This is a genomic window from Pseudomonas sp. 2835 (genome assembly GCF_050435905.1).
Lineage (GTDB): Bacteria > Pseudomonadota > Gammaproteobacteria > Pseudomonadales > Pseudomonadaceae > Aquipseudomonas.
Window position 1 is genome coordinate 47,003 of sequence record NZ_JBNDLE010000002.1, and the last position, 19,765, is coordinate 66,767.

Here is a 19,765-nt window from a genome sequence, read left to right on the forward strand (position 1 = left end):
AATGAAGCGGGAGCGCGTCAGCTAGAAAATGTACCGAATGGTTAATTTGGTCAATTGGGCGCAAGGCCAAAGGCGTGTTTTCTGTGCGCTGATCGCACAGCCTGTGCTACACCTGTTGCTTTGCACCTGACCACGGAGGGAGACATGGCAACCCCGATCAACGACCTGCAGTCGCTGGGTGAAACCTGGCCGGGCCTGGCCAACCTGACCCAGTCAATCTTCGCGGCCCTGGGTGGCCATGGTTTTCGCAATGCCTTTCGCCTCGATCATTCGCGCAGCACCTGCCTGCTTCTGGTCGACGGCCTGGGCTGGAACCTGCTGCAGGCCCACGCCCGGCATGCACCGTTTCTCGCCTCGCTGATGCAGCCGGACAGCCACTTCAAGGTGGGTTTCCCGGCTACCACCGCGAGCAGCCTGGCCTCGGTGGCTTCCGGGCTGGGCAGTGGCGCCCACGGTATCGTTGGCTGTGGTTTTGCCTTGGATGAACAAACCGAACTGTCGCCGCTGACCTGGACCACCTCGCCCTTGCAGGTCGAGGCGCAGCCCAGTGTCGCGCCACTGCCGGAGGCCTTTATCGTACCCGTCGATGCCTGGAGCCAGGCCGCGGCCCAGGGCATCGCCATCAGCACGGTGATGCTTGGGCGCTATGCCAGTTCCGACTTCACCCGGGCGATCTACAAGGCCGGCAAAATTTTCCCGGCGCCGGCCTATGATGCTTATCCACAGTTGGTCAATGCCGCCCTGGCCGTGCCTGGGCCGGCGTTCTGCTTCGCCTATTTCGGCGACCTGGATTTTGCCGGGCACCTGTTCGGCCCAGGCTCCGAGGGCTGGCTCAAGCAGTTGCAGATTGCCGACCAGCTGGCCCAGGCCATCGCCCAATCCTTGCCTGAGCAGGCCCGGCTGATGGTCATTGCCGACCACGGCATGCTGGCGCTGGACAGCGAACAGGTGTGCGACTTTGATCTGGACCCGGTGCTGCAGGAGGGGGTGCGGGCGATGGCCGGGGATATCCGCGCGCGCTACCTGTACACCCACGAGCACCAGCAAGACCGCGTGCATGAGCGTTGGCAGAATCGCCTGGGGGAGGGTTACCACGTGTTGAGCAAGGCCCAGGCGATTGCCAAGGGGCTGTTCGGCGACGTGCTGCTAAGCCAGGCGGAGGCGCGGATTGGCGACCTGATCGTGGTTCCGAACGGGGCGGGCGGGATCATTCGCAGCGAGGTAGAGAAGCACGCCAGCCAGTGGCGGGGGCACCATGGGGCGTTGACCGATGAGGACCAGCTGGTGCCGTTGTTGATGTGTTCGGGGCAGGGCTGAAGGGCCCTGATCGCGGGTCAAGCCCGCTCCCACAAAACCTGTGGGAGCGGGCTTGACCCGCGATAGCTTCAACGCCGAACCAGCAACACCCCACTCTCCATGTGATGGGTATACGGAAACTGGTCGAACAATGCACAGCGCTCGATGCGATGGGTGTCGTGCAACTGGGCGATGTTGGCCGCCAGGGTTTCCGGGTTGCAGGAAATGTACAGGATATTGTCGAAGCGCCGGGTCAGTTCACAAGTGTCTGGGTCCATGCCGGCGCGCGGCGGGTCGACGAACACACTGCCGAACTGGTAGCTCTTCAGGTCAATGCCTTCGAGGCGGCGGAACGGACGCACTTCGTTCAGCGCTTCGGTCAGCTCTTCCGCCGACAGACGCACCAGGCGCACGTTGTCCACAGCGTTGTCGTCGAGGTTGTGCAGGGCGGCATTGACCGAGGTCTTACTGATCTCGGTGGCCAGTACCTTGCGCACCCGGGTGGCCAGCGGCAGGGTGAAGTTGCCATTGCCGCAGTACAGCTCGAGCAGGTCGTCCTGGCGCTCGCCCAGGGCTTCATAGGCCCAGTTGAGCATCTTCTGGTTGACCGCGCCGTTAGGCTGGGTGAAGGCGCCTTCGGGCTGGCGGTAGCGGAAGGTGCGCCCGGCAATCTGCAGTTCTTCGACCGCGTAATCGCGTCCGATCACCACGCGCTTGCCCTTGGAGCGGCCGATGATGCTCACGCCCAGGTCGCTGGCCAGTTGCTGCGCGGCGCGCTCCCAGTGCTCGTCCAGTGGACGGTGATAGCACAGGGTGATCATCGCATCGCCCGCCAACGTGGTGAGGAACTCCACCTGGAACAGCTTGAAGCTCAGCGCCGAGCTGGTCTGCCAGGCGGCCTTGAGCCGTGGCATCAGGTCGTTGATCTGCAGGCTGGCAATCGGGAAGTCTTCAATCAGGATCGGCGTGTGTTTTTCGCCTGGGGCGAACATCGCGTAGAAGCGCTGCTCGTTTTCGCGCCACAGGCGGAACTCGGCGCGCAGGCGATAGTGCTCGCGCGGCGAGTCGAACACCGCAGGCTCGGGCGCTGCGAACGGTGCCAGCAGCTCGCGCAGGCGCGCGACCTTGGCGTCGAGCTGCTGGGTGTAGGTCGAAGGGTCGAAGACAGCACTCATGCGTTGAACCAGCCCAGTTTGATGACGAACAGGACCGAGAGGATCACCAGCGCCGCGTTGAGGTCACGGGCACGGCCGGATAGCAGCTTGATCGCGGTCCAGGCAATGAAGCCGAAGGCGATGCCGTTGGCGATCGAGTAGGTCAGCGGCATGGCCAGGGCAGTGACCACCACCGGCGCAGCTTCGGTAATGTCGTCCCAGTTTATTTCAGCCAGGCCCGAAGCCATCAAAACGGCGACGAACAACAGCGCCGGTGCCGTGGCGAAGGCTGGCACGCTGCCGGCCAGCGGCGCGAAGAACAGCGCCAGCAAGAACAGAACGGCCACCACGATGGCAGTCAGGCCAGTACGGCCACCGGCGCTCACGCCAGCGGCGGATTCGATGTAGCTGGTGGTGGTCGAGGTGCCCAGCAGCGAACCGGCCATGGCCGCGGTACTGTCGGCGATCAGCGCCCGGCCCATTTTCGGCATGTGGCCGTCTTTGCGCATCAGCCCGGCGCGCTTGGCGACGCCGATCAGGGTGCCGGAGTTGTCGAACAGGTCGACGAACAGGAAGGCGAAGATCACGCTGATCAGGCCAACGTCCAGCGCGCCTTTGATGTCCAGCTGCAGGAAGGTCGGCGCCAGCGACGGCGGCATCGATACCACGCCATTGAACGGAGTGACGCCGAGGGCGATCGAGGCCACGGTCACCACCAGGATACCGATCAGCACCGCGCCACGAACCTTCATGGCCTCCAGCGCGACGATCAGGAAGAAGCCCAGGGTGGCGAGGATCGGCGCGGGTTTCTTGAGGTCGCCGAGACCCACCAGGGTCGCCTTGTTATCCACGACGATACCGGCGTTATGCAGGGCAATCAGCGCCAGGAACAGGCCGATACCGGCGGCAATCGCCGAGCGCAGCGGCAGCGGGATGCTGTTGACGATCCATTCGCGGATGCGAAAGATCGACAGCAGGAAGAAGCACACCGCCGAGATGAACACCGCGCCCAGGGCCACCTGCCAGGTGTGGCCCATGTGCAGGACCACGGTGTAGGTGAAGAAGGCGTTCAGGCCCATGCCCGGTGCCAGGGCGATCGGGTAGTTGGCGATCAGGCCCATGGTGGTCGAGCCGATGGCCGCAGCCAGGCAGGTGGCGACGAACAGCGCGCCCTTGTCCATGCCGGTCTCGCCGAGAATGCTCGGGTTGACGAACAGGATGTAGGCCATGGCCAGGAAGGTGGTCACGCCCGCGAGAATCTCGGTGCGGACATTGGTGTCGTGTGCTTTTAGTTGAAACAGCCTTTCCAGCATGCCTGCTCCCCGTGGCGCTCCCGGCGCCGTGAATGTATCGACCCAGTTAGCAAAGCACAGACTGTACCGGGAGACTGTGGTTTTTCCCTGGGTCGGAAAAAAGCCGCGCATCATACCAGCATGCTCGGGCAGCGGTAATTAATGTCGCGATACACTGCAGATATCTGCAGGTTCTGCGCCGTTCCCCCCAACCCGAGTTGACCATGCTGTGCACCTGACCGACTACCGCGACCTCACCCCGACCCAGCGCGAGCAACTGCTCGACATCCAGGTGCGGCCTGAGCAACAGCACTTTGCCGGCGATATGGCCGGTGCCTTGTACACCCTGCAAAGCAGCAACAGCCCTGACCTGCGCGGCGTGGCACTGCTGGTGGACAACGTGCCGCAGGCCTTCCTGCTGCTCCAGCGCGGGGCGTTCCTGGCGCCCTGGGCCCGGGCTGATGCAGCAACAATCAATGCCTTGCAGGTCGATCAAGGTGTGCAAGGGCGTGGTTTGGGGCGATTTTGTATGCAGGCATTGCCTGGCCTGGTTCGCCAGTTGTGGCCCGAGGTGCGCTGCCTACAGCTGTCGGTGGACCCGGACAACCACGCTGCCCTGGCGCTGTACCTGGCCAGCGGCTGGGTCGGCAGCGGCGATGGCTACCGCGCGCGCCAGGGCCACGAGCGTCAACTGACCCTGTTGCTGTGAGCGACTAAGCTTGTGGGATACCCCGGCGGAGAGCAGTTGATGACCCACAGAGCCCTGATCGTAGTCGCCGAAGGCGTGGATGACCTGCAGAGCGTGACCCTGATTGACGTGCTGCGCCGCGCCGAGATCGAAGTGGTGGTAGCCAGTATCGAAGGCCGGCGGATGCTCACCTGTGCCCGCGGCACGCGCTTGACCGCCGACGGCATGCTGGTCGACCTGCTGGCCCAGCCGTTCGACCTGATGGTCTTGCCTGGGGGCGAAAAAGGCGCACAGCACATGGCTGCGCACCAACCGCTGGCGCAGCAGATCAAGGATCAGTCCAGGGCCGGCAAGTTTTTTGCCGCGATCGGCGAAGCGCCGTTGGCGCTACAGGCTTATGGTGTGTTGCGTCAGCGGCGCATGACCTGTGACCCGGGTGTCAGCCAGGGGTTGTCCGGGTGCAGCTTTGTCGATAAGCCGGTGGTGGTGGACGGTAATTGCATCACCGCCCAGGGTTCGGCGGCGGCGCTGGAATTTGCCTTGGTGTTGGTAGAGAGCGTGGCGGGCCGGGCGGTTCGAAAGCGGGTGACTACTGAGCTGCGGGTGTGACTATCGCGGGTCAAGCCCGCTCCCACAGACCCTTATTGCCTGTGCATATGATCGCGCCCAGCCAAGGTCGGAAACAGCTTGATCCACACCCCGGTCACCAGCAGCGTGCCGACCCCGCCCAGCACCACCGCCGGTACCGTGCCGAACCAGTGCGCAGTCACCCCTGACTCGAACTCACCGAGCTGGTTCGAGGCGCCGATGAACAGCCCGTTCACGGCACTGACCCGGCCGCGCATCTCATCCGGCGTCTCTAGCTGCACGAACGCGCCGCGAATCACCATGCTGATCATGTCGGCGGCACCTAGCACCGCCAGCACGGCCAGGGAAAACCAGAACGATGTGGACAGGCCAAAGGCAATGGTCGCCACCCCGAACACGCCGACGGCGGTAAACATCACCCGCCCGACCTTGCGCTCCACCGGAAAACGCGCCAGCCACAGCGACATCAGCAGGGCGCCCACCGCCGGCGCCGAGCGCAGCAGGCCCAGGCCCCAGGGGCCGGTCAGCAGGATGTCCTTGGCAAACACCGGCAACAGCGCGGTGGCGCCGCCCAGCAGCACGGCGAACAGGTCCAGGGAGATCGCCCCGAGAATGTCCGGGCGGCTGCGGATAAAGCGAATGCCGGCCATCAGCGATTCGAGGCTGGCGCGGCCCTGGTTGCCTGGTTGCTGGCGCGACACCAGACCCAGGGTCAACACGCAGGCAATCAGGTACAGCGCCACCGTCGGCCCGTACACCCAGACGCTGCCAAAGGCATAGAGAAACCCCCCCACCGCCGGCGCGACGATGGTCGCCGCCTGCATCGCCGAGGCAGAAGCAGCCACGGCACGTGGGAACAGCTCGGAGGGCACCACATTGGGCAGCAGCGCCTGGTTCGCCGGCATTTCGAAGGAGCGTGCGCCGCCGAGCAAGAACGCCAGCAGGAAGATCAGTTCGCGGCTGACACTGTTAGTGCTGCTGGCCACCACCAGCACCAGGGCGATCATCGCCTGGGCGCTTTGGCACAAGGCCGCGACCCGGCGCCGGTCATAGCGGTCGGCGACGTGCCCGGTATGGAGCATGAACAGCACCCGCGGGGCGAATTCCACCAAGCCCACCAGGCCCAGGTCGAGGACATTGCCGGTCAACTGGTAAAGGTGCCAGCCGATCGCCACGGTGAGCATCTGAAAGCCGCTGGCGGTAAATACCCGGGCGAGCCAGAAGGCCAGGAAGGGGCGGTGATGACGCAGCAGCACAACGGGGTCTGACATCGGCGAAACAGAGCCTCGGCGAAGGGATCGGCGGTGCAGGTTATCACCACTTTGTAACAGCAGGTTGCGAGCAAGGCATCTCTGTGCGGTAAGCGCACTGTTTTGGGGCGCGGTAAAGGGGGTGAGACAACCGGTCACGCGGCAATCAACCACACAAGCGCGCAGCCCGTTCAGGACTATCCTTTCAGGCATCCGTTGATCTGGATCAATTGTTTCATTTGCAACGGCATGGCCAGACGGCCGAATTCCCTGCGATGTGATGTTTACAGAACAATTCCAACTTGCCGCACTCAACTACCGTGGGGGCAGTTGGCGCCGAGGCCACCGCCTGACGCCGGATTACCTGACAGAGGAAGCACTATGTTCGGATTAGAGGCTCTAGATCTCGCCCGAATTCAGTTCGCGTTTACCGTGTCCTTTCACATCCTGTTCCCGGCCATCACCATTGGCCTGGCGAGCTACCTGGCTGTTCTCGAAGGGCTGTGGCTGAAGAGCAACAACAGCGTCTACCGTGACCTTTACCATTTCTGGTCGAAAATCTTTGCCGTCAACTTCGGCATGGGGGTGGTTTCAGGCCTGGTCATGGCCTACCAGTTCGGCACCAACTGGAGCAAGTTCTCCGATTTCGCCGGCTCCGTCACCGGGCCGCTGCTCACTTATGAAGTTCTCACCGCCTTCTTCCTCGAAGCCGGTTTCCTTGGCGTCATGCTCTTTGGCTGGAACCGCGTCGGCCGTGGCTTGCACTTCTTCGCTACGGTCATGGTGGCCATCGGCACCTTGATCTCGACCTTCTGGATCCTCGCCTCCAACAGCTGGATGCAAACCCCCCAGGGCTACGAAATCGTCAACGGCGTGGTCGTGCCGGTGGACTGGTTCGCGGTGATCTTCAACCCGTCGTTCCCTTACCGCCTGGCGCACATGGCGACTGCCGCCTTTGTTGCTACAGCGTTCTTTGTCGGCGCCTCGGCCGCCTGGCACTTGCTGCGCGGCCGCGATAACCCGGCGATTCGCAAGATGCTTTCGATGGCCATGTGGATGGCCCTGATCGTCGCCCCGGTACAGGCGGTGATCGGCGACTTCCACGGCCTCAACACCCTCAAGCACCAGCCGGTGAAAATCGCCGCGATCGAAGGCCACTGGGAGAACAAGCCGGGCGAACCGACCCCGCTAATCCTCTTCGGCATCCCCGACATGGAAGCCGAGACCACCCGCTTCAAGGTGGAAATCCCGGCGCTGGGCAGCCTGATCCTGACCCACAGCCTGGACAAGCAAGTGCCGGCGATGAAGGAGTTCCCGAAAGAAGACCGGCCTAACTCGACCATCGTCTTCTGGTCGTTCCGGGTCATGGTCGGCCTTGGCATGCTGATGATCTTCGTCGGCCTCTGGAGCCTGTGGCTGCGCAAGAGCGACAAGCTCTACAGCTCGCGGCCGTTCCTGTACCTGACCTTGTGGATGGGCCCCTCCGGCCTGATCGCGATCCTCGCCGGCTGGTTCACCACCGAGATCGGTCGTCAGCCCTGGGTGGTCTACGGCCTGATGCGCACCGCCGATGGCGCCTCGAACCACAGTTACGGCCAGCTCGGCCTGACCCTGGTGATGTTCGTGGTGGTCTACTTCGCGCTGTTCGGTACCGGCCTTGGCTACATGATGCGCCTGGTGCGCAAAGGGCCGAAAACCGGTGAGGGCGACGAGACCAACCCCGGTGGCCCCGGCCAGCAACGTACCCCGGCACGGCCGCTGTCTGCCGCCGATGACGATCATGACAATGGCGAGCACGCCAGCCTGAACAAGGGGAACTGAACCATGGGTGTTGATCTTCCGCTTATCTGGGCCATCATCATCATCTTCGGCATCATGATGTACGTGGTCATGGACGGCTTTGACCTGGGCATCGGCATCCTCTTCCCCTTCGTCAAGGGCGAGCAGGACCGCGATGTGATGATGAACACCGTCGCCCCGGTCTGGGACGGTAACGAAACCTGGCTGGTGCTCGGTGGCGCGGCGCTGTTCGGCGCCTTCCCGCTGGCCTACGCCGTGGTCCTTTCAGCGCTGTACCTGCCGTTGATGCTGATGCTGATCGGGCTGATCTTTCGCGGCGTGGCCTTCGAGTTCCGCTTCAAGGCTACTGCGGCCAAGCGCCACCTGTGGGACAAGGCCTTCATCGGCGGCTCGCTGGCGGCTACCTTCTTCCAGGGCGTAGCCCTGGGCGCCTTCATCGAAGGCTTCAAGGTGGTCGATCGCAACTACGCCGGCGGCAGCCTTGACTGGCTGACCCCGTTCAGCCTGTTCTGCGGCCTGGGCCTGATCGTTGCCTACGCCTTGCTCGGCTGCACCTGGCTGATCATGAAGACCGAAGGCAAGCTGCAACTGCAGATGCACGATCTGGCGCGTCCGCTGGCCCTGGTGCTGCTGGCAGTGACCGGTATCGTCAGTATCTGGACGCCTTTGGCCCACCCGGACATTGCCGAGCGCTGGTTCAGCTTGCCCAACCTGTTCTGGTTCCTGCCGGTACCGATCCTGGTGCTGGTAACCCTTTACGGCTTGCTCCGGGCGGTGGCGCGTAACGCTCACTACACCCCGTTCCTGCTGACCCTGGTGCTGATCTTCCTCGGCTACAGCGGCCTGGGCATCAGCCTGTGGCCGAACATCATCCCGCCGTCGATTTCGATCTGGGACGCTGCCGCGCCGCCGCAAAGCCAGGGTTTCATGCTGGTCGGGACCTTGTTCATCATCCCGTTCATCCTCGGTTACACCTTCTGGAGCTACTACGTGTTCCGCGGCAAGGTGACCCACGAAGATGGCTACCACTAGGGGAGCATGGCAATGACTGGCAAAGGCACGATTGACGAAGAGAAGAAACCGCTCTGGCAGCGCCTGGGCTGGTTGGTGGCGATCTGGGTCGGCAGCGTGGTGAGCCTGGCCCTGGTCGCCTGGCTGATGCGCCTGTTCATGAGTGCGGCCGGACTGAGCACGCACTGACACGCTATTTCCCATCCCGCCTTGCGGCGGATTTACAGCCCTTCGCAGCATTCGCTGCGGAGGGTTTTTTTTAGGGCCTCATCGCTGGCCTATTTATGCGCCTTGAGCACCACGAACTTGGGCGTCGCCGCCACCTGTTCGACCCCACGGAACAACCGCGCCAGCTTGCTGTGATAACCCAGGTGACGATTGCCGACGATATACAGCGCGCCACCGACCACCAGCGCCTCGCGCGCTTGCTGGAACATCCGCCAGGCGAGGAAGTCACCGACTACCTGCTGTTGATGGAACGGCGGATTGCACAGCACCACATCCAGCGACTGCGCAGGCTGCCCGGCCAGGCCGTCGTCGGCGCGTACCGTGACTTCACGCTGGCCCAATGCTGCCTGCCAGTTCTCCAGCGCTGACTGCACGGCCATGTACGATTCATCGACCAGGGTGTACTGCGCCTGCGGGTTGGCCAGGGCGCTGGCAATGGCCAGCACGCCATTGCCGCAACCCAGGTCCGCGACCCGGGCACTGCCGAGGTCTTTGGGCAGGTGCGGGAGGAACGCCCGGGTGCCGATATCCAGGCCTTCGCGGCAGAACACGTTGGCGTGGTTGAGCAGTTCGAGGCGTGGCGCGTCGAGTTGGTAGCGGGTCGGGTAGGGCGAAACGAACGCCGGCTTGGCCTCAAAGGTGGCAATCAGCAGACGGGCCTTTTTCTTCGCCAGGGATGCTTGCACCGGGCCGATGTACTTCTCCAGCAGATCGCCAGCAGCCCGTGGCAAGTGCTTGATCATGGCCCCGGCAACCACCTGGGCACCGGGCGCGAGTTGGCCCTGCAGGCGGATCAGTTGTTCTTCAAGCAACGCCAGGGTCTTCGGCACGCGTACCAGTACACAGTCAAACGGGCCTTGCCAGGTATTGCTGGCCGCCACGAACGGCACCGCGTCGAAGGCCAGGCCATTGCGCACCAGGTTCTTTTCCAGGGCCAGATGCGCCAGGTGCGAATCGCCGCTGCTGAGCACTGACACATGCGCCGCCAGGCTGATGGCCAGGGCGCCGAAGCTGTCGTTGAGCACTAGTACCCGGCTGGTCGCGGCAGGTGCCTGTTCGGCCAGGTGCTCCAGCAGGTATTCGTCGGCAGCATCGAAGGCTTGCAGGGGATCGTTGGCTTGCTCGGGCTGGCGAAGCAGGTCGAGTTCGGCGAAGGGGCTGGTCAGCAGGGGCATGGTGTAAGGCTCTGGGGCATTGATGTGCGTGCGCGCGGCGCGCTCTACAGGGCCGTGATTCTACCGTGCTTTGCAGGGGGCGGGGGCGTTGGCTCAGATCAGGCCATTCATCGCTGCAATGGCGATTGCACCGGCTTTGTTGCTGGCGTTGGTTTTGGTGAAGATGCTGCGGATGTGAAAATTCACCGTGCTTTGCGACAACGAGAGGATGCAGGCGATATCGGCGGCGGTCTTGCCGGCGGCCGACCACTTGAGTACTTCGCTTTCGCGCTCGGACAGGTTGTAGGTCGGCGTTGCCTGCCCGGGTTGGCGGTCAATCATCAACGTATGCAGCAGGTTGCACAGCCAGATGGTCTGGCCAGCCTTGTCGTACAGCTCGTCGAGGCCGATGGCGCGCTGGCTGCGGACGATGCTGAGAATGCTTTCGTTGTGACGCATGTCGTGTGCCGACTGGCTCCAGCCGTGACACAGCCCATGAGACTTGGCTTCTTCGCGGAATTCGGGCGTCTCTCGGAACAGCTCATCGTTCCACAGCAACGGCATCAAGGAGCGGTGGCAATGGGCGACAGTGGGATCGATGTCCAGGTAGTTGCAGTGTTGGTACCGTTCGTTCCAGGCGGTGGGATAGTTGTTGAATAATCGTAGCTGCGGGGCGAAGGTCGCGATTTGCACACGCATGCCGAAACACAGGTACTCCATGTCCAGTTGCTGGGCCAGGGAAACCGCGAGATCAAACATCCGTTGTTCATCGGTTTCGGCGAGCAACTGTTCCAGTTGCTGTTCTTTCCAGTGCGGCATGGGAGCTTTCTCTCGATGGGTGGATCCAAGATCTGGCAAGGTGCAACGTAGTGTAGGAAATGTCCCACGGTTTTGTTGGGTTTTTTGGCTATAGAAATGTGAACATTTCTACAGGGCTGTTCTTTAGAGCGCAGTGCGTAATTATTTGATATCAGTTCGAAATCATTGGGCTATCACCGGACATACCTTGTGATTTTCCCCAGTCACTGTTCAAGTGTTATGACATCGTGGTTTCGCCTTCACAGGCACCGGCTGTGTTCCCCGCACAGCAGCAGCGGCAGATGCCACTACAAACCAACGGTGTTTATCCCGCGGTGTTTGCGCGACACTGGGGCATCTGTTCTTTGGAGTAAGTCATGACTGCCAGTGCTGAAAAGTTCACCCGCCAGACGCTGCTCGACGTCCAGCCGCTGACCCCCAGCCTGTTCAGCTTGCGTACCAGCCGTGACCAGGGCTTTCGCTTTCGTGCCGGCCAGTTCGCCCGTCTTGGGGTGACCAAGGCAGACGGCAGTGTGGTCTGGCGCGCCTACTCGATGGTGTCCTCGCCGTTCGACGAGCACCTGGATTTCTTTTCCATTGTGGTGCCGGGCGGTGAGTTCACCAGTGAACTGAGCCGCCTGGGCGCCGGCGACAGTTTGTTGATCGATCGCCAGGCCTTCGGTTACCTGACCCTCGACCGATTTGTCGACGGTCGCGACCTGTGGCTACTGGCAACTGGCACCGGCATTGCGCCGTTCCTGTCGATCCTTCAGGACTTCGAAGTATGGGAGCGGTTCGAGTCGATCAAGCTGGTCTATTCGGTGCGTGAAGCTCGCGAGCTGGCCTACCTGGAACTGATCGCAGGTCTGGAGCAGCGCGATTACCTGGCTGAATATGCCGGCAAGTTGCAGTTCATCCCGATTGTCACCCGCGAGCAGCATCCCGGAGCGCTGAACCAGCGCATCACCACCCTGATCGAGAATGGAGAACTGGAGCGCGCGGCCGGCCTGGCGCTGACCCCGGAACACTCGCGGGTAATGCTTTGCGGCAACCCGCAGATGATCGACGACACCCGCAAGGTGCTCAAGCAACGGGACATGAATCTGAGCCTCAGCCGGCGACCCGGTCAGGTAGCTGTCGAGACTTACTGGTAAGCAGGAACGAAAACGGCGCCCGCAGGCGCCGTTTTTTTTACACTGGATCTCTGGGTTGCTGATTCTGCGACTTGAGCAGGTCGCGAATCTCGGTGAGCAGCTCTTCTTCTTTGGTCGGTACCGGCGGCAGGGTTGGCGCGGCGGCTTCTTCGCGTTTCAGGCGGTTGATGACCTTGACGCCCATGAAAATCGCGAAGGCGACGATGATGAAGTCGAGGATGGTCTGGATGAATTTGCCATAGGCCAGCACTACGGCCGGTATGTCGCCTTCAGCGGCCTTGAGGGTTACCGCCAGGTCACTGAAATCGACTCCGCCGATCAGCAAACCGATAGGTGGCATGATCACGTCACCTACAAAAGATGAAACGATTTTGCCAAAGGCGGCGCCGATAATGATACCGACGGCCATATCGACGACATTCCCTTTGACCGCGAAGGCCTTGAATTCATTGAGCACGCCCATGTTTTATTCCTTGTAACAGATGATTTGGGTAACCGCAGTGTAATTCAGCTATGCGCTTCATGCTCCGCGCTGCTGCAACAGACTGCGGTTATATCGAATAGTTTTGTCGTTTTCTCTGCCCGCCGGGGCGCCCGAGGTCGGCTATGATGGTGCCTTTTTCCAGAGGACCGTCCCCATGGCCAAGGCCAAGCGCATGTACGGCTGCACCGAGTGCGGCGCGACCTTTCCGAAATGGGCCGGGCAATGCGCTGAATGCGGCGCCTGGAACACCCTGGTCGAGACCGTGCTGGAGAGTGGCGCGGCCGCAGCACCGAGCGGGCGCACCGGCTGGGCCGGGCAGCAGGCACAGATCAAGACCCTGGCCGAAGTTAGCGTCGAAGAAATCCCGCGCTTCACCACCGCCAGCGCCGAACTCGACCGGGTGCTCGGTGGCGGCCTGGTTGACGGTTCGGTGGTGCTGATCGGCGGCGACCCGGGCATCGGTAAGTCGACCATCCTCTTGCAAACCCTGTGCAACATCGCCACGCGCATGCCGGCGCTGTACGTCACTGGCGAGGAATCCCAGCAGCAGGTAGCCATGCGCGCCCGACGCCTGGGCCTGCCCCAGGACAAACTGCGGGTGATGACCGAAACCTGCATCGAGACCATCATCGCCACCGCCCGGGTCGAAAAGCCCAAGGTGATGGTTATCGACTCGATCCAGACCATCTTTACCGAGCAGTTGCAGTCCGCCCCCGGTGGCGTGTCCCAGGTGCGCGAAAGCGCAGCCTTGCTGGTGCGTTATGCCAAGCAAAGTGGCACGGCGATCTTCCTGGTCGGTCATGTGACCAAGGAAGGCGCGCTGGCTGGGCCACGGGTGCTCGAGCACATGGTCGATACCGTGCTGTATTTCGAAGGTGAGTCCGACGGCCGCCTACGCCTGCTGCGCGCAGTGAAAAACCGTTTTGGCGCGGTCAACGAACTGGGCGTGTTCGGCATGACCGACCGTGGCCTGAAGGAAGTCTCCAACCCCTCGGCGATCTTTCTTACGCGTGCCCAGGAAGAAGTACCTGGCAGTGTGGTCATGGCCACCTGGGAGGGTACCCGGCCGATGCTGGTGGAGGTCCAGGCGCTGGTCGACGACAGCCACCTGTCCAACCCGCGGCGGGTCACCCTGGGCCTGGACCAGAACCGCCTGGCCATGCTGCTGGCGGTGCTGCATCGCCATGGCGGCATCCCTACCCATGACCAGGACGTGTTCCTCAACGTGGTCGGCGGGGTCAAGGTGCTGGAGACGGCCTCCGACCTGGCGCTGATGGCGGCGATCATGTCCAGCCTGCGCAACCGTCCGCTGGACAACGGCCTGCTGGTGTTTGGCGAGGTTGGCTTGTCTGGTGAAGTGCGACCGGTGCCGAGCGGCCAGGAGCGGTTGAAGGAAGCGGCCAAGCATGGCTTCAAGCGCGCCATCGTGCCCAAGGGCAACGCCCCGAAGGAAGCGCCACCTGGGCTGCAGGTGATTGCTGTGACCCGCCTTGAACAGGCGCTGGACGCGCTGTTCTAGTGATCTTCGCATCCCGGCGCGTGCAATGCGTGCCGGGGTGAAGTTGCAACTGATTCTCACTAACGAGTAGCATACCGCCTTCTTTCCGGCCATCCACAGGGAGTTCGCGTGGCGGAGTCCGACTTGAAGCGGCTGTTCCTCAAGCACGCGAAAACCTTGCAGGGGTTGTTGACGCGCAAGGTGCGTGACCCGCAACTGGCCGCCGACCTGGTGCAGGAAAGCTTCCTGCGCCTGGCCGAGCAACAGGGCCGCGAACGGATCGACAACACCCCGGCCTACCTCTATCGCACTGCGCACAACCTGATGATCGATCACGTGCGCCAGCAGCAACGGCGCAAGACCGATTCGGTGCCTCATGAGGCGCTGGAAACCATTATTGAAGACAGTCCTGGCCTGGACGAAAACGCCGCCACTGAACAACACATGCGCCGCTTGCGCAGGGCCCTGGCCGACTTGCCGCCACGCACCCAGGATGTGTTTCGCTTGAACCGCCTCGAGGGTATGACCCACGCCGAGGTGGCGCGGGCGCTGGATATTTCCGACAGCTCGGTACAGAAGCATCTGGCCAAGGCCCTGGCCTATGTGATGCAGTGTCTGCAGGAACCAGGATGACGAACGGTTTACTGGGAAATGCGCCTTCAGACGTCAGCACTCACATAACCAGAATTCGAGAGAACCGTGTGACCAGCCAGAACTTGCCAGAGCAAGCCATTCGCGAGCAGGCCGCCGAGTGGGCGGTGCTGCGCAGCGCCGGCCCGTTGACCCCCGAGCAGGCGCTGGCGCTGGCGCGCTGGTTGGCCGTTGATCCGCGCCATGCTCAGGCGCTGGATTTTGCCCAGGCGACCTGGGCTGATCTCGGCCGTCTTGGCCGTATGGATCAGCCGGCACCCAGCGTGCCTTCTATGGCGGCTCGCCCACTGGCCGGGCGCCGGCGCCGTTCACGCCTGCGCTGGGCGTTGAGTACGGCGGCGCTGCTGGTGCTGGCGGTGGTGGGGCTCGTGCAGGCGCCCAGCCTTGCGCTGGCATTGCGCGCCGACTACGCAACGGCCAAGGGCGAGGTTCGCCAGGTGACGTTGCCCGATGGCAGTCAGGTCGACCTCGACAGCCAGAGTGGCATCGAGCTGGCCTATAACGACAGCGAGCGCCGCGTGCGCCTGCTGGCCGGTGAAGCAGTGTTCACCGTTGCACCGGTTTCTGGCGCTGAACAACGGCCCTTTGTGGTCGAGCGGGCAGGGGGCAGCAGTCGCGCCCTGGGCACGCGTTTCGTGGTGGGCCCCGAGCCTGACGGCGGCACCTGGGTCGGCATGCTCGAACACAGTGTTGCCGTGACCTTGCAGGCCACCCCGCAAGCGGGCAGTTCCGAGCAGGTGCTCAAGGAAGGCCAAAGCCTGCGCTACGACGCCGCCCATGGCATTCGCCCGTGGCTTGAGCATGACGTGCGTCGCGCCAGCGCCTGGCAGCGCGGCGTGCTGGTGTTCGAGCGCGAACCGCTGGCCGAGGTGGCCGCACAGCTCAATCGCTATCGTGGCGGGCACGTGCTAATCACCGATCAGGCCCTGGCCCGGCGTGAAGTCAGCGGCATGTTTCGCCTGGACAACCTCGATGCCGCGCTGGCCATGCTGACCGACGAGCTCAAGGCCAGCCGCCTCGACCTGCCCGGGCTGACCCTGATCTATTGAGTGGCGCGTGGCCGATTGTCGGTAGCGCTGTTTTCCACGAAACTGGCGTTTCGCTTACCTGCGGCGTCTGAATCTGGCCGGTTAAAATTCTTTTGAATTTTCTTTACTGACTTTTCCCGCGTTGCACGTCTGTTTGTTGAGATTGATTTTCATTACTAGAAAACGCCAACACAGCGAGCAACAGACGTGAGCAATCAACAACAACGACGCACCCGGCCGTTCGGTCGGGTAGCCCTTGCCAGCAGCCTGATGCTGGGTGCCTGGACCTTGCCGATGGGGATCGGCAGCGTGCAGGCAGCCGAGTCCGCTCACCCGAGCCAGCGAACCGCACTGATTCACTTCGACATTCCCGCCCAGGCGCTGGACAGCGCCGTGCTGGCATTCGCCGAACAGGCTGGGGTCCAGGTATTTTTCGACAGCCGCAAGCTGGCTGGCCTGCGCAGTGACGGCCTGCGTGGCGAGCACTCGGCCCAGCAAGGGCTCGGCCTGTTGTTGCGCGGCTCGCCCGTGCGCTATCGCTTCAGCGGCGCCGACCGGGTCGGCCTGGAGCGGGTCAGTGATGATGGCCAGACCCTCGAGCTGGGTACCACCCATGTCGACTCCAACAGCGACGCCGACTGGGTCTACCAGACGCCGCTTTCGGTCAGCGTCATTACCCGCGAGCAGATCGACAAGCGCCCACCGCGCCATGCCGCTGACATGCTCGAAGAAACCGCCGGCGTCTACACCGCGGTCAACCAGCGCGATCCGGGGCTGTCGGTGAACATTCGCGGCGTGCAGGACTATGGCCGGGTCAACATGAACATCGACGGCATGCGCCAGAACTTCAACGTCAATGGCCACCAGCAGCGCAACGGGGTGATGTTCATCGACCCGGAGTTCATCAGCTCCATCGAGATCGAAAAAGGCACCCAGGCGGGCATGGGTGGTGCTGGTGTCATTGGCGGTATCGCCAGCTTCAATACAGTGCAGGCCAGTGATTTTCTCGGCCCTGACAAGGAGTATGGCGGCCGCCTGCGCGCGGGCAACGGTATCGGCGAGCTGGGCAATGGCACCCACTTCAACGGCAGCGCATTGTTTGCCTTCGGCAATGAGCTGGGTGATGTACTGCTCGGCGTCAGTGAACGGCATTTCGGTGACTACCGCGCCGGGACCAATAACGCTGACAACCTCGGCACCCAGATCCGCGGCAAGACCAGCTATCCCGAAGCCTGGAAGGACTGGCTGCACTCCGAAGTCGGCGAGACCGGCAGCGTCACTCGCTCGCAAATGCTCAAGCTGGGCCTGAACCTGGCCAATGACCAGCGCCTGCAGCTCAACTACATGGAAACCGACACGGACAGCAAGGATGCCTGGACCTATTACGACAATCAGACCCGCCAGTTCTATTACAAGCGTACCGGTAGCAGTGATTTCAACGCCCGCAATGCCTCGCTCGATTACAGCTACAGCCCGGACAACGACCTGGTCGATCTGAAGGCCAAGCTGTACTTCGTCTCGACCCGGCAGGATCGCTGGAATGCGGGCAACGATGCCTCCGCCAGCAGCAACAACCGCGTCGAGGCGTATGACGATCGTTTTCAGACCGATACCTGGGGCCTGCAGCTGCAAAACACTTCGCGCTTCTACCTGGGCGATGCCGACAAGATCACCTTCAACTACGGTACCGAGCTGTTCCAGGACAGTTTCAAGCCGGACACCAACCGCAATCCGGCTCCTAATGAACAGGCCTTGCCGTACGTCCAGGGCACTACGCCAGAAGGCAAGCGCATCATGGCCAGCCTGTTCGGTGATGTGCAGTACGAGCATGGCGACTGGCTGACGGTCGATGCCGGATTGCGCTACGACCGTTACCGTCTCACCGGCGAAACCGGTATCACCACTTGGATGTATCCAAGGGGTGTCACAGGTGAAAACCTTCAACGCGTGCAGACTCACCTGATCTTTGACGAAGAACAGGAGCAGGGTCGTTTCTCGCCCACCTTCGGCATTGCGGTGAAGCCCGGTGTCGACTGGATGCAGGTCTACACCCGCTGGGGACGTGGCTGGCGTCCGCCGTCCGTGACTGAAGTATTCATGAGCGGCCGTCCCCATGGTGGCGGTAGCGAGATGCTCTATCCCAACCCCTTCCTCAAGCCCGAGGAGTCGCACAACTGGGAACTGGGGGTGAACCTGTTCAAGGAATCGCTGCTGCAGGAAGGTGATCGCTTTGGCGCCAAGGTCGCCTATTTCGACACCCGCATCGACAACTTCTCGTTCATGGATGTCAACGCCGATGTGCCCGGCGCCTCTGCACTGGGGACTTCACTCGGGCGTTCGGCCTATCAGAACAACCTGGAGCAGACGCGTTTTCGCGGGGTCGAATACAGCCTCGACTACGACGCCGGGCGTTACTACAGCCAGCTCAGTTATACCCACATGATTGGCAGCAACGATTTCTGCTCGAAGCAGTTGTACATGGGGGGAGGGCAGCGTCTGGTCAGCGCCGGGACGGTGCTGCGCCCGGTGCGGGTGGGCAGCCGCGTGATCATGTTGCCGGTGCGCGTTTCGCGGGCCGAGGACGCTGCCGACCTCGACCAGACTGTCAGCTGCGGCCACATCATGGGCAACGCCAGCTACATGCCGGCAGATCGCGGCTCGCTGACGGTGGGCATGCGCTTTCTTGACCGCACCCTCGATGTCGGCGCTCGTCTGCGCTACAGCAAAGGCAACGGCGAGAACCTCAATGACCACGGCTACCGCCTGATCGACCAGGCGCAGTGGCCCAAATACAAAGTCTACGACCTGTACGCCAGCTACTGGATGACGCCGAGCCTGAACCTGGCGCTGTCGCTGGAGAACGCCACCGACGAAGCCTACTTCGTGGCCATGGGCGACACCGACAACCTGTCGCTGGCCCGCGGCCGGACCTTGAGCGGGATGCTCGAATACAAATTCTGATCCACACCGGGTTTGCCCATGTCGGGCGACACGAAGGCAGGGAACACGCCTTCGCAATCATGCAATGCAACGAGGAACCGTTATGACTCTTTCCGTTACTTACGATGCCGCCTTCTCCAGCTCGTCGATCGATGACTACCTGGCGTTCTGGACCTCGGGCTTCGTCACTGCAGGTCATGGACAAAGCAATACCGGCGGCTTCAGCAACGGCAGCCTGAGCGGTGACCAGTACGCCACCCACGGTGGCCAGGGCTCCGACTACGCATTCATCGCCGACAGCAACACCGCCAATGGTCTGCACTATGTGTTCGACCGTGGACTGCCAGCCGGTGACAACCTCAACCACTACCTGTGGGGCGAACTGGACAACGTTTCCCTGGGGCAGGTGCTGGGCGGCGGCGGTGGCAGCGACTTCACCCTGAGTAACTACGTGGTCAGCTTCAACGGCCTGGACCTGGACGCCGCGCTGGGCGCCGGTCGTGCCGGCAACGAAGTGCAGAGCGTGATCTACGGCCTGATGCAAGGCAACACCTCGGCCCTGGAAGGCGTGCTGGACAACTTGCTGGCCGGCTACGGCGTGTCTACCGACGACACCTTCGATGCCATCAGTGCTGCCCTGGCCGGCGGCCCGCTGAGCGTGGCTTCGGCCGATGTGGTGGGTGTCCAGGCACTGGCCGAGGACTTCGCCCTGGCTGCCTGACCCCAGGCAAAAAAAAGCGAATGGAAGATC

18 protein-coding genes are annotated in these 19,765 nt (G+C 62.5%); 12 read left to right on the plus strand and 6 right to left on the minus strand.

The window, feature by feature from the left end; translation table 11 throughout:
• Window positions 1-144: 144 nt before the first annotated feature.
• Window positions 145-1,317 carry an alkaline phosphatase family protein gene (locus tag ABIE20_RS02180; RefSeq protein ID WP_429502442.1) on the plus strand — a complete coding sequence of 391 codons (1,173 nt, stop codon included), beginning with the start codon at window positions 145-147 and terminating at the stop codon, window positions 1,315-1,317.
• A gap of 68 nt (window positions 1,318-1,385) precedes the next feature.
• Here the strand turns inward: ABIE20_RS02180 and trmA are convergent, their stop codons facing one another.
• A complete protein-coding gene (gene trmA / locus ABIE20_RS02185) occupies window positions 1,386-2,471 on the minus strand; it encodes a tRNA (uridine(54)-C5)-methyltransferase TrmA (protein ID WP_429502444.1) in 1,086 nt (361 codons plus the stop codon).
• Window positions 2,468-3,763 (minus strand): NCS2 family permease, encoded by a 1,296-nt coding sequence (locus ABIE20_RS02190; RefSeq protein ID WP_429502446.1) that lies wholly within the window; start codon window positions 3,761-3,763, stop codon window positions 2,468-2,470. Before ABIE20_RS02190 ends, trmA begins: the two co-directional genes overlap by 4 nt.
• 208 nt (window positions 3,764-3,971) lie before the next feature.
• Here ABIE20_RS02190 and ABIE20_RS02195 point away from each other — a divergent pair, with 208 nt between their 5' ends.
• Both ABIE20_RS02195 and ABIE20_RS02200 read left to right on the plus strand, forming a co-directional pair.
• Window positions 3,972-4,451: a GNAT family N-acetyltransferase gene (locus ABIE20_RS02195; RefSeq protein ID WP_429502448.1), complete on the plus strand. Its 480-nt coding sequence runs from the start codon at window positions 3,972-3,974 to the stop codon at window positions 4,449-4,451.
• A gap of 39 nt (window positions 4,452-4,490) precedes the next feature.
• A complete protein-coding gene (locus ABIE20_RS02200; RefSeq protein WP_429502450.1) occupies window positions 4,491-5,039 on the plus strand; it encodes a DJ-1 family glyoxalase III in 549 nt (182 codons plus the stop codon).
• Between the two features lie 32 nt (window positions 5,040-5,071).
• Here ABIE20_RS02200 and ABIE20_RS02205 read toward each other — a convergent pair whose 3' ends face one another.
• Window positions 5,072-6,289: an MFS transporter gene (locus ABIE20_RS02205; protein ID WP_429502452.1), complete on the minus strand. Its 1,218-nt coding sequence runs from the start codon at window positions 6,287-6,289 to the stop codon at window positions 5,072-5,074.
• A 360-nt stretch (window positions 6,290-6,649) separates the two neighbouring features.
• Here ABIE20_RS02205 and ABIE20_RS02210 point away from each other — a divergent pair, with 360 nt between their 5' ends.
• Genes ABIE20_RS02210 through ABIE20_RS02220 form a run of 3 tightly spaced genes read left to right on the plus strand, consistent with a single transcriptional unit; the run spans window position 6,650 to window position 9,268 of the window.
• Window positions 6,650-8,089 carry a cytochrome ubiquinol oxidase subunit I gene (locus tag ABIE20_RS02210; RefSeq protein ID WP_045195889.1) on the plus strand — a complete coding sequence of 480 codons (1,440 nt, stop codon included), beginning with the start codon at window positions 6,650-6,652 and terminating at the stop codon, window positions 8,087-8,089.
• Window positions 8,090-8,092: 3 nt separating this feature from the next.
• Window positions 8,093-9,100, plus strand: coding sequence for a cytochrome d ubiquinol oxidase subunit II (gene cydB, locus ABIE20_RS02215; protein ID WP_429502454.1), 1,008 nt, complete (start codon window positions 8,093-8,095; stop codon window positions 9,098-9,100).
• A gap of 12 nt (window positions 9,101-9,112) precedes the next feature.
• A complete protein-coding gene (locus ABIE20_RS02220) occupies window positions 9,113-9,268 on the plus strand; it encodes a DUF2474 domain-containing protein (protein ID WP_429502456.1) in 156 nt (51 codons plus the stop codon).
• A gap of 89 nt (window positions 9,269-9,357) precedes the next feature.
• Here the strand turns inward: ABIE20_RS02220 and ABIE20_RS02225 are convergent, their stop codons facing one another.
• Both ABIE20_RS02225 and ABIE20_RS02230 read right to left on the minus strand, forming a co-directional pair.
• Entirely contained in the window at window positions 9,358-10,482 is a 1,125-nt protein-coding gene (locus ABIE20_RS02225; RefSeq protein WP_429502458.1) for a methyltransferase, read from the minus strand.
• Between the two features lie 93 nt (window positions 10,483-10,575).
• Window positions 10,576-11,280 carry an autoinducer binding domain-containing protein gene (locus tag ABIE20_RS02230; RefSeq protein ID WP_429502459.1) on the minus strand — a complete coding sequence of 235 codons (705 nt, stop codon included), beginning with the start codon at window positions 11,278-11,280 and terminating at the stop codon, window positions 10,576-10,578.
• A gap of 356 nt (window positions 11,281-11,636) precedes the next feature.
• On the opposite strand from ABIE20_RS02230, the gene ABIE20_RS02235 reads away from it, so the two are divergent.
• Complete coding sequence (locus tag ABIE20_RS02235; protein ID WP_429502461.1) at window positions 11,637-12,413, plus strand: ferredoxin--NADP reductase; 777 nt, start codon at window positions 11,637-11,639, stop codon at window positions 12,411-12,413.
• Window positions 12,414-12,450: 37 nt separating this feature from the next.
• On the opposite strand, the gene mscL is transcribed toward ABIE20_RS02235, so the two are convergent.
• A complete protein-coding gene (mscL, locus tag ABIE20_RS02240; protein WP_045195899.1) occupies window positions 12,451-12,876 on the minus strand; it encodes a large-conductance mechanosensitive channel protein MscL in 426 nt (141 codons plus the stop codon).
• A 175-nt stretch (window positions 12,877-13,051) separates the two neighbouring features.
• Here mscL and radA point away from each other — a divergent pair, with 175 nt between their 5' ends.
• From radA to ABIE20_RS02265, 5 genes are all read left to right on the plus strand, one after another.
• Complete coding sequence (gene radA, locus ABIE20_RS02245) at window positions 13,052-14,416, plus strand: DNA repair protein RadA (protein WP_429502463.1); 1,365 nt, start codon at window positions 13,052-13,054, stop codon at window positions 14,414-14,416.
• A 108-nt stretch (window positions 14,417-14,524) separates the two neighbouring features.
• The gene (locus ABIE20_RS02250; protein WP_429502465.1) at window positions 14,525-15,028 is read left to right on the plus strand and encodes an RNA polymerase sigma factor; all 504 of its coding nucleotides are present in this window, start codon (window positions 14,525-14,527) and stop codon (window positions 15,026-15,028) included.
• 68 nt (window positions 15,029-15,096) lie between these two features.
• Window positions 15,097-16,095 carry a FecR family protein gene (locus ABIE20_RS02255; RefSeq protein WP_429502467.1) on the plus strand — a complete coding sequence of 333 codons (999 nt, stop codon included), beginning with the start codon at window positions 15,097-15,099 and terminating at the stop codon, window positions 16,093-16,095.
• A 249-nt stretch (window positions 16,096-16,344) separates the two neighbouring features.
• Window positions 16,345-19,035 carry a TonB-dependent hemoglobin/transferrin/lactoferrin family receptor gene (locus ABIE20_RS02260; protein ID WP_429503001.1) on the plus strand — a complete coding sequence of 897 codons (2,691 nt, stop codon included), beginning with the start codon at window positions 16,345-16,347 and terminating at the stop codon, window positions 19,033-19,035.
• A gap of 82 nt (window positions 19,036-19,117) precedes the next feature.
• Window positions 19,118-19,735: a heme acquisition protein HasA gene (locus tag ABIE20_RS02265; RefSeq protein WP_429502469.1), complete on the plus strand. Its 618-nt coding sequence runs from the start codon at window positions 19,118-19,120 to the stop codon at window positions 19,733-19,735.
• Window positions 19,736-19,765: the final 30 nt, after the last annotated feature.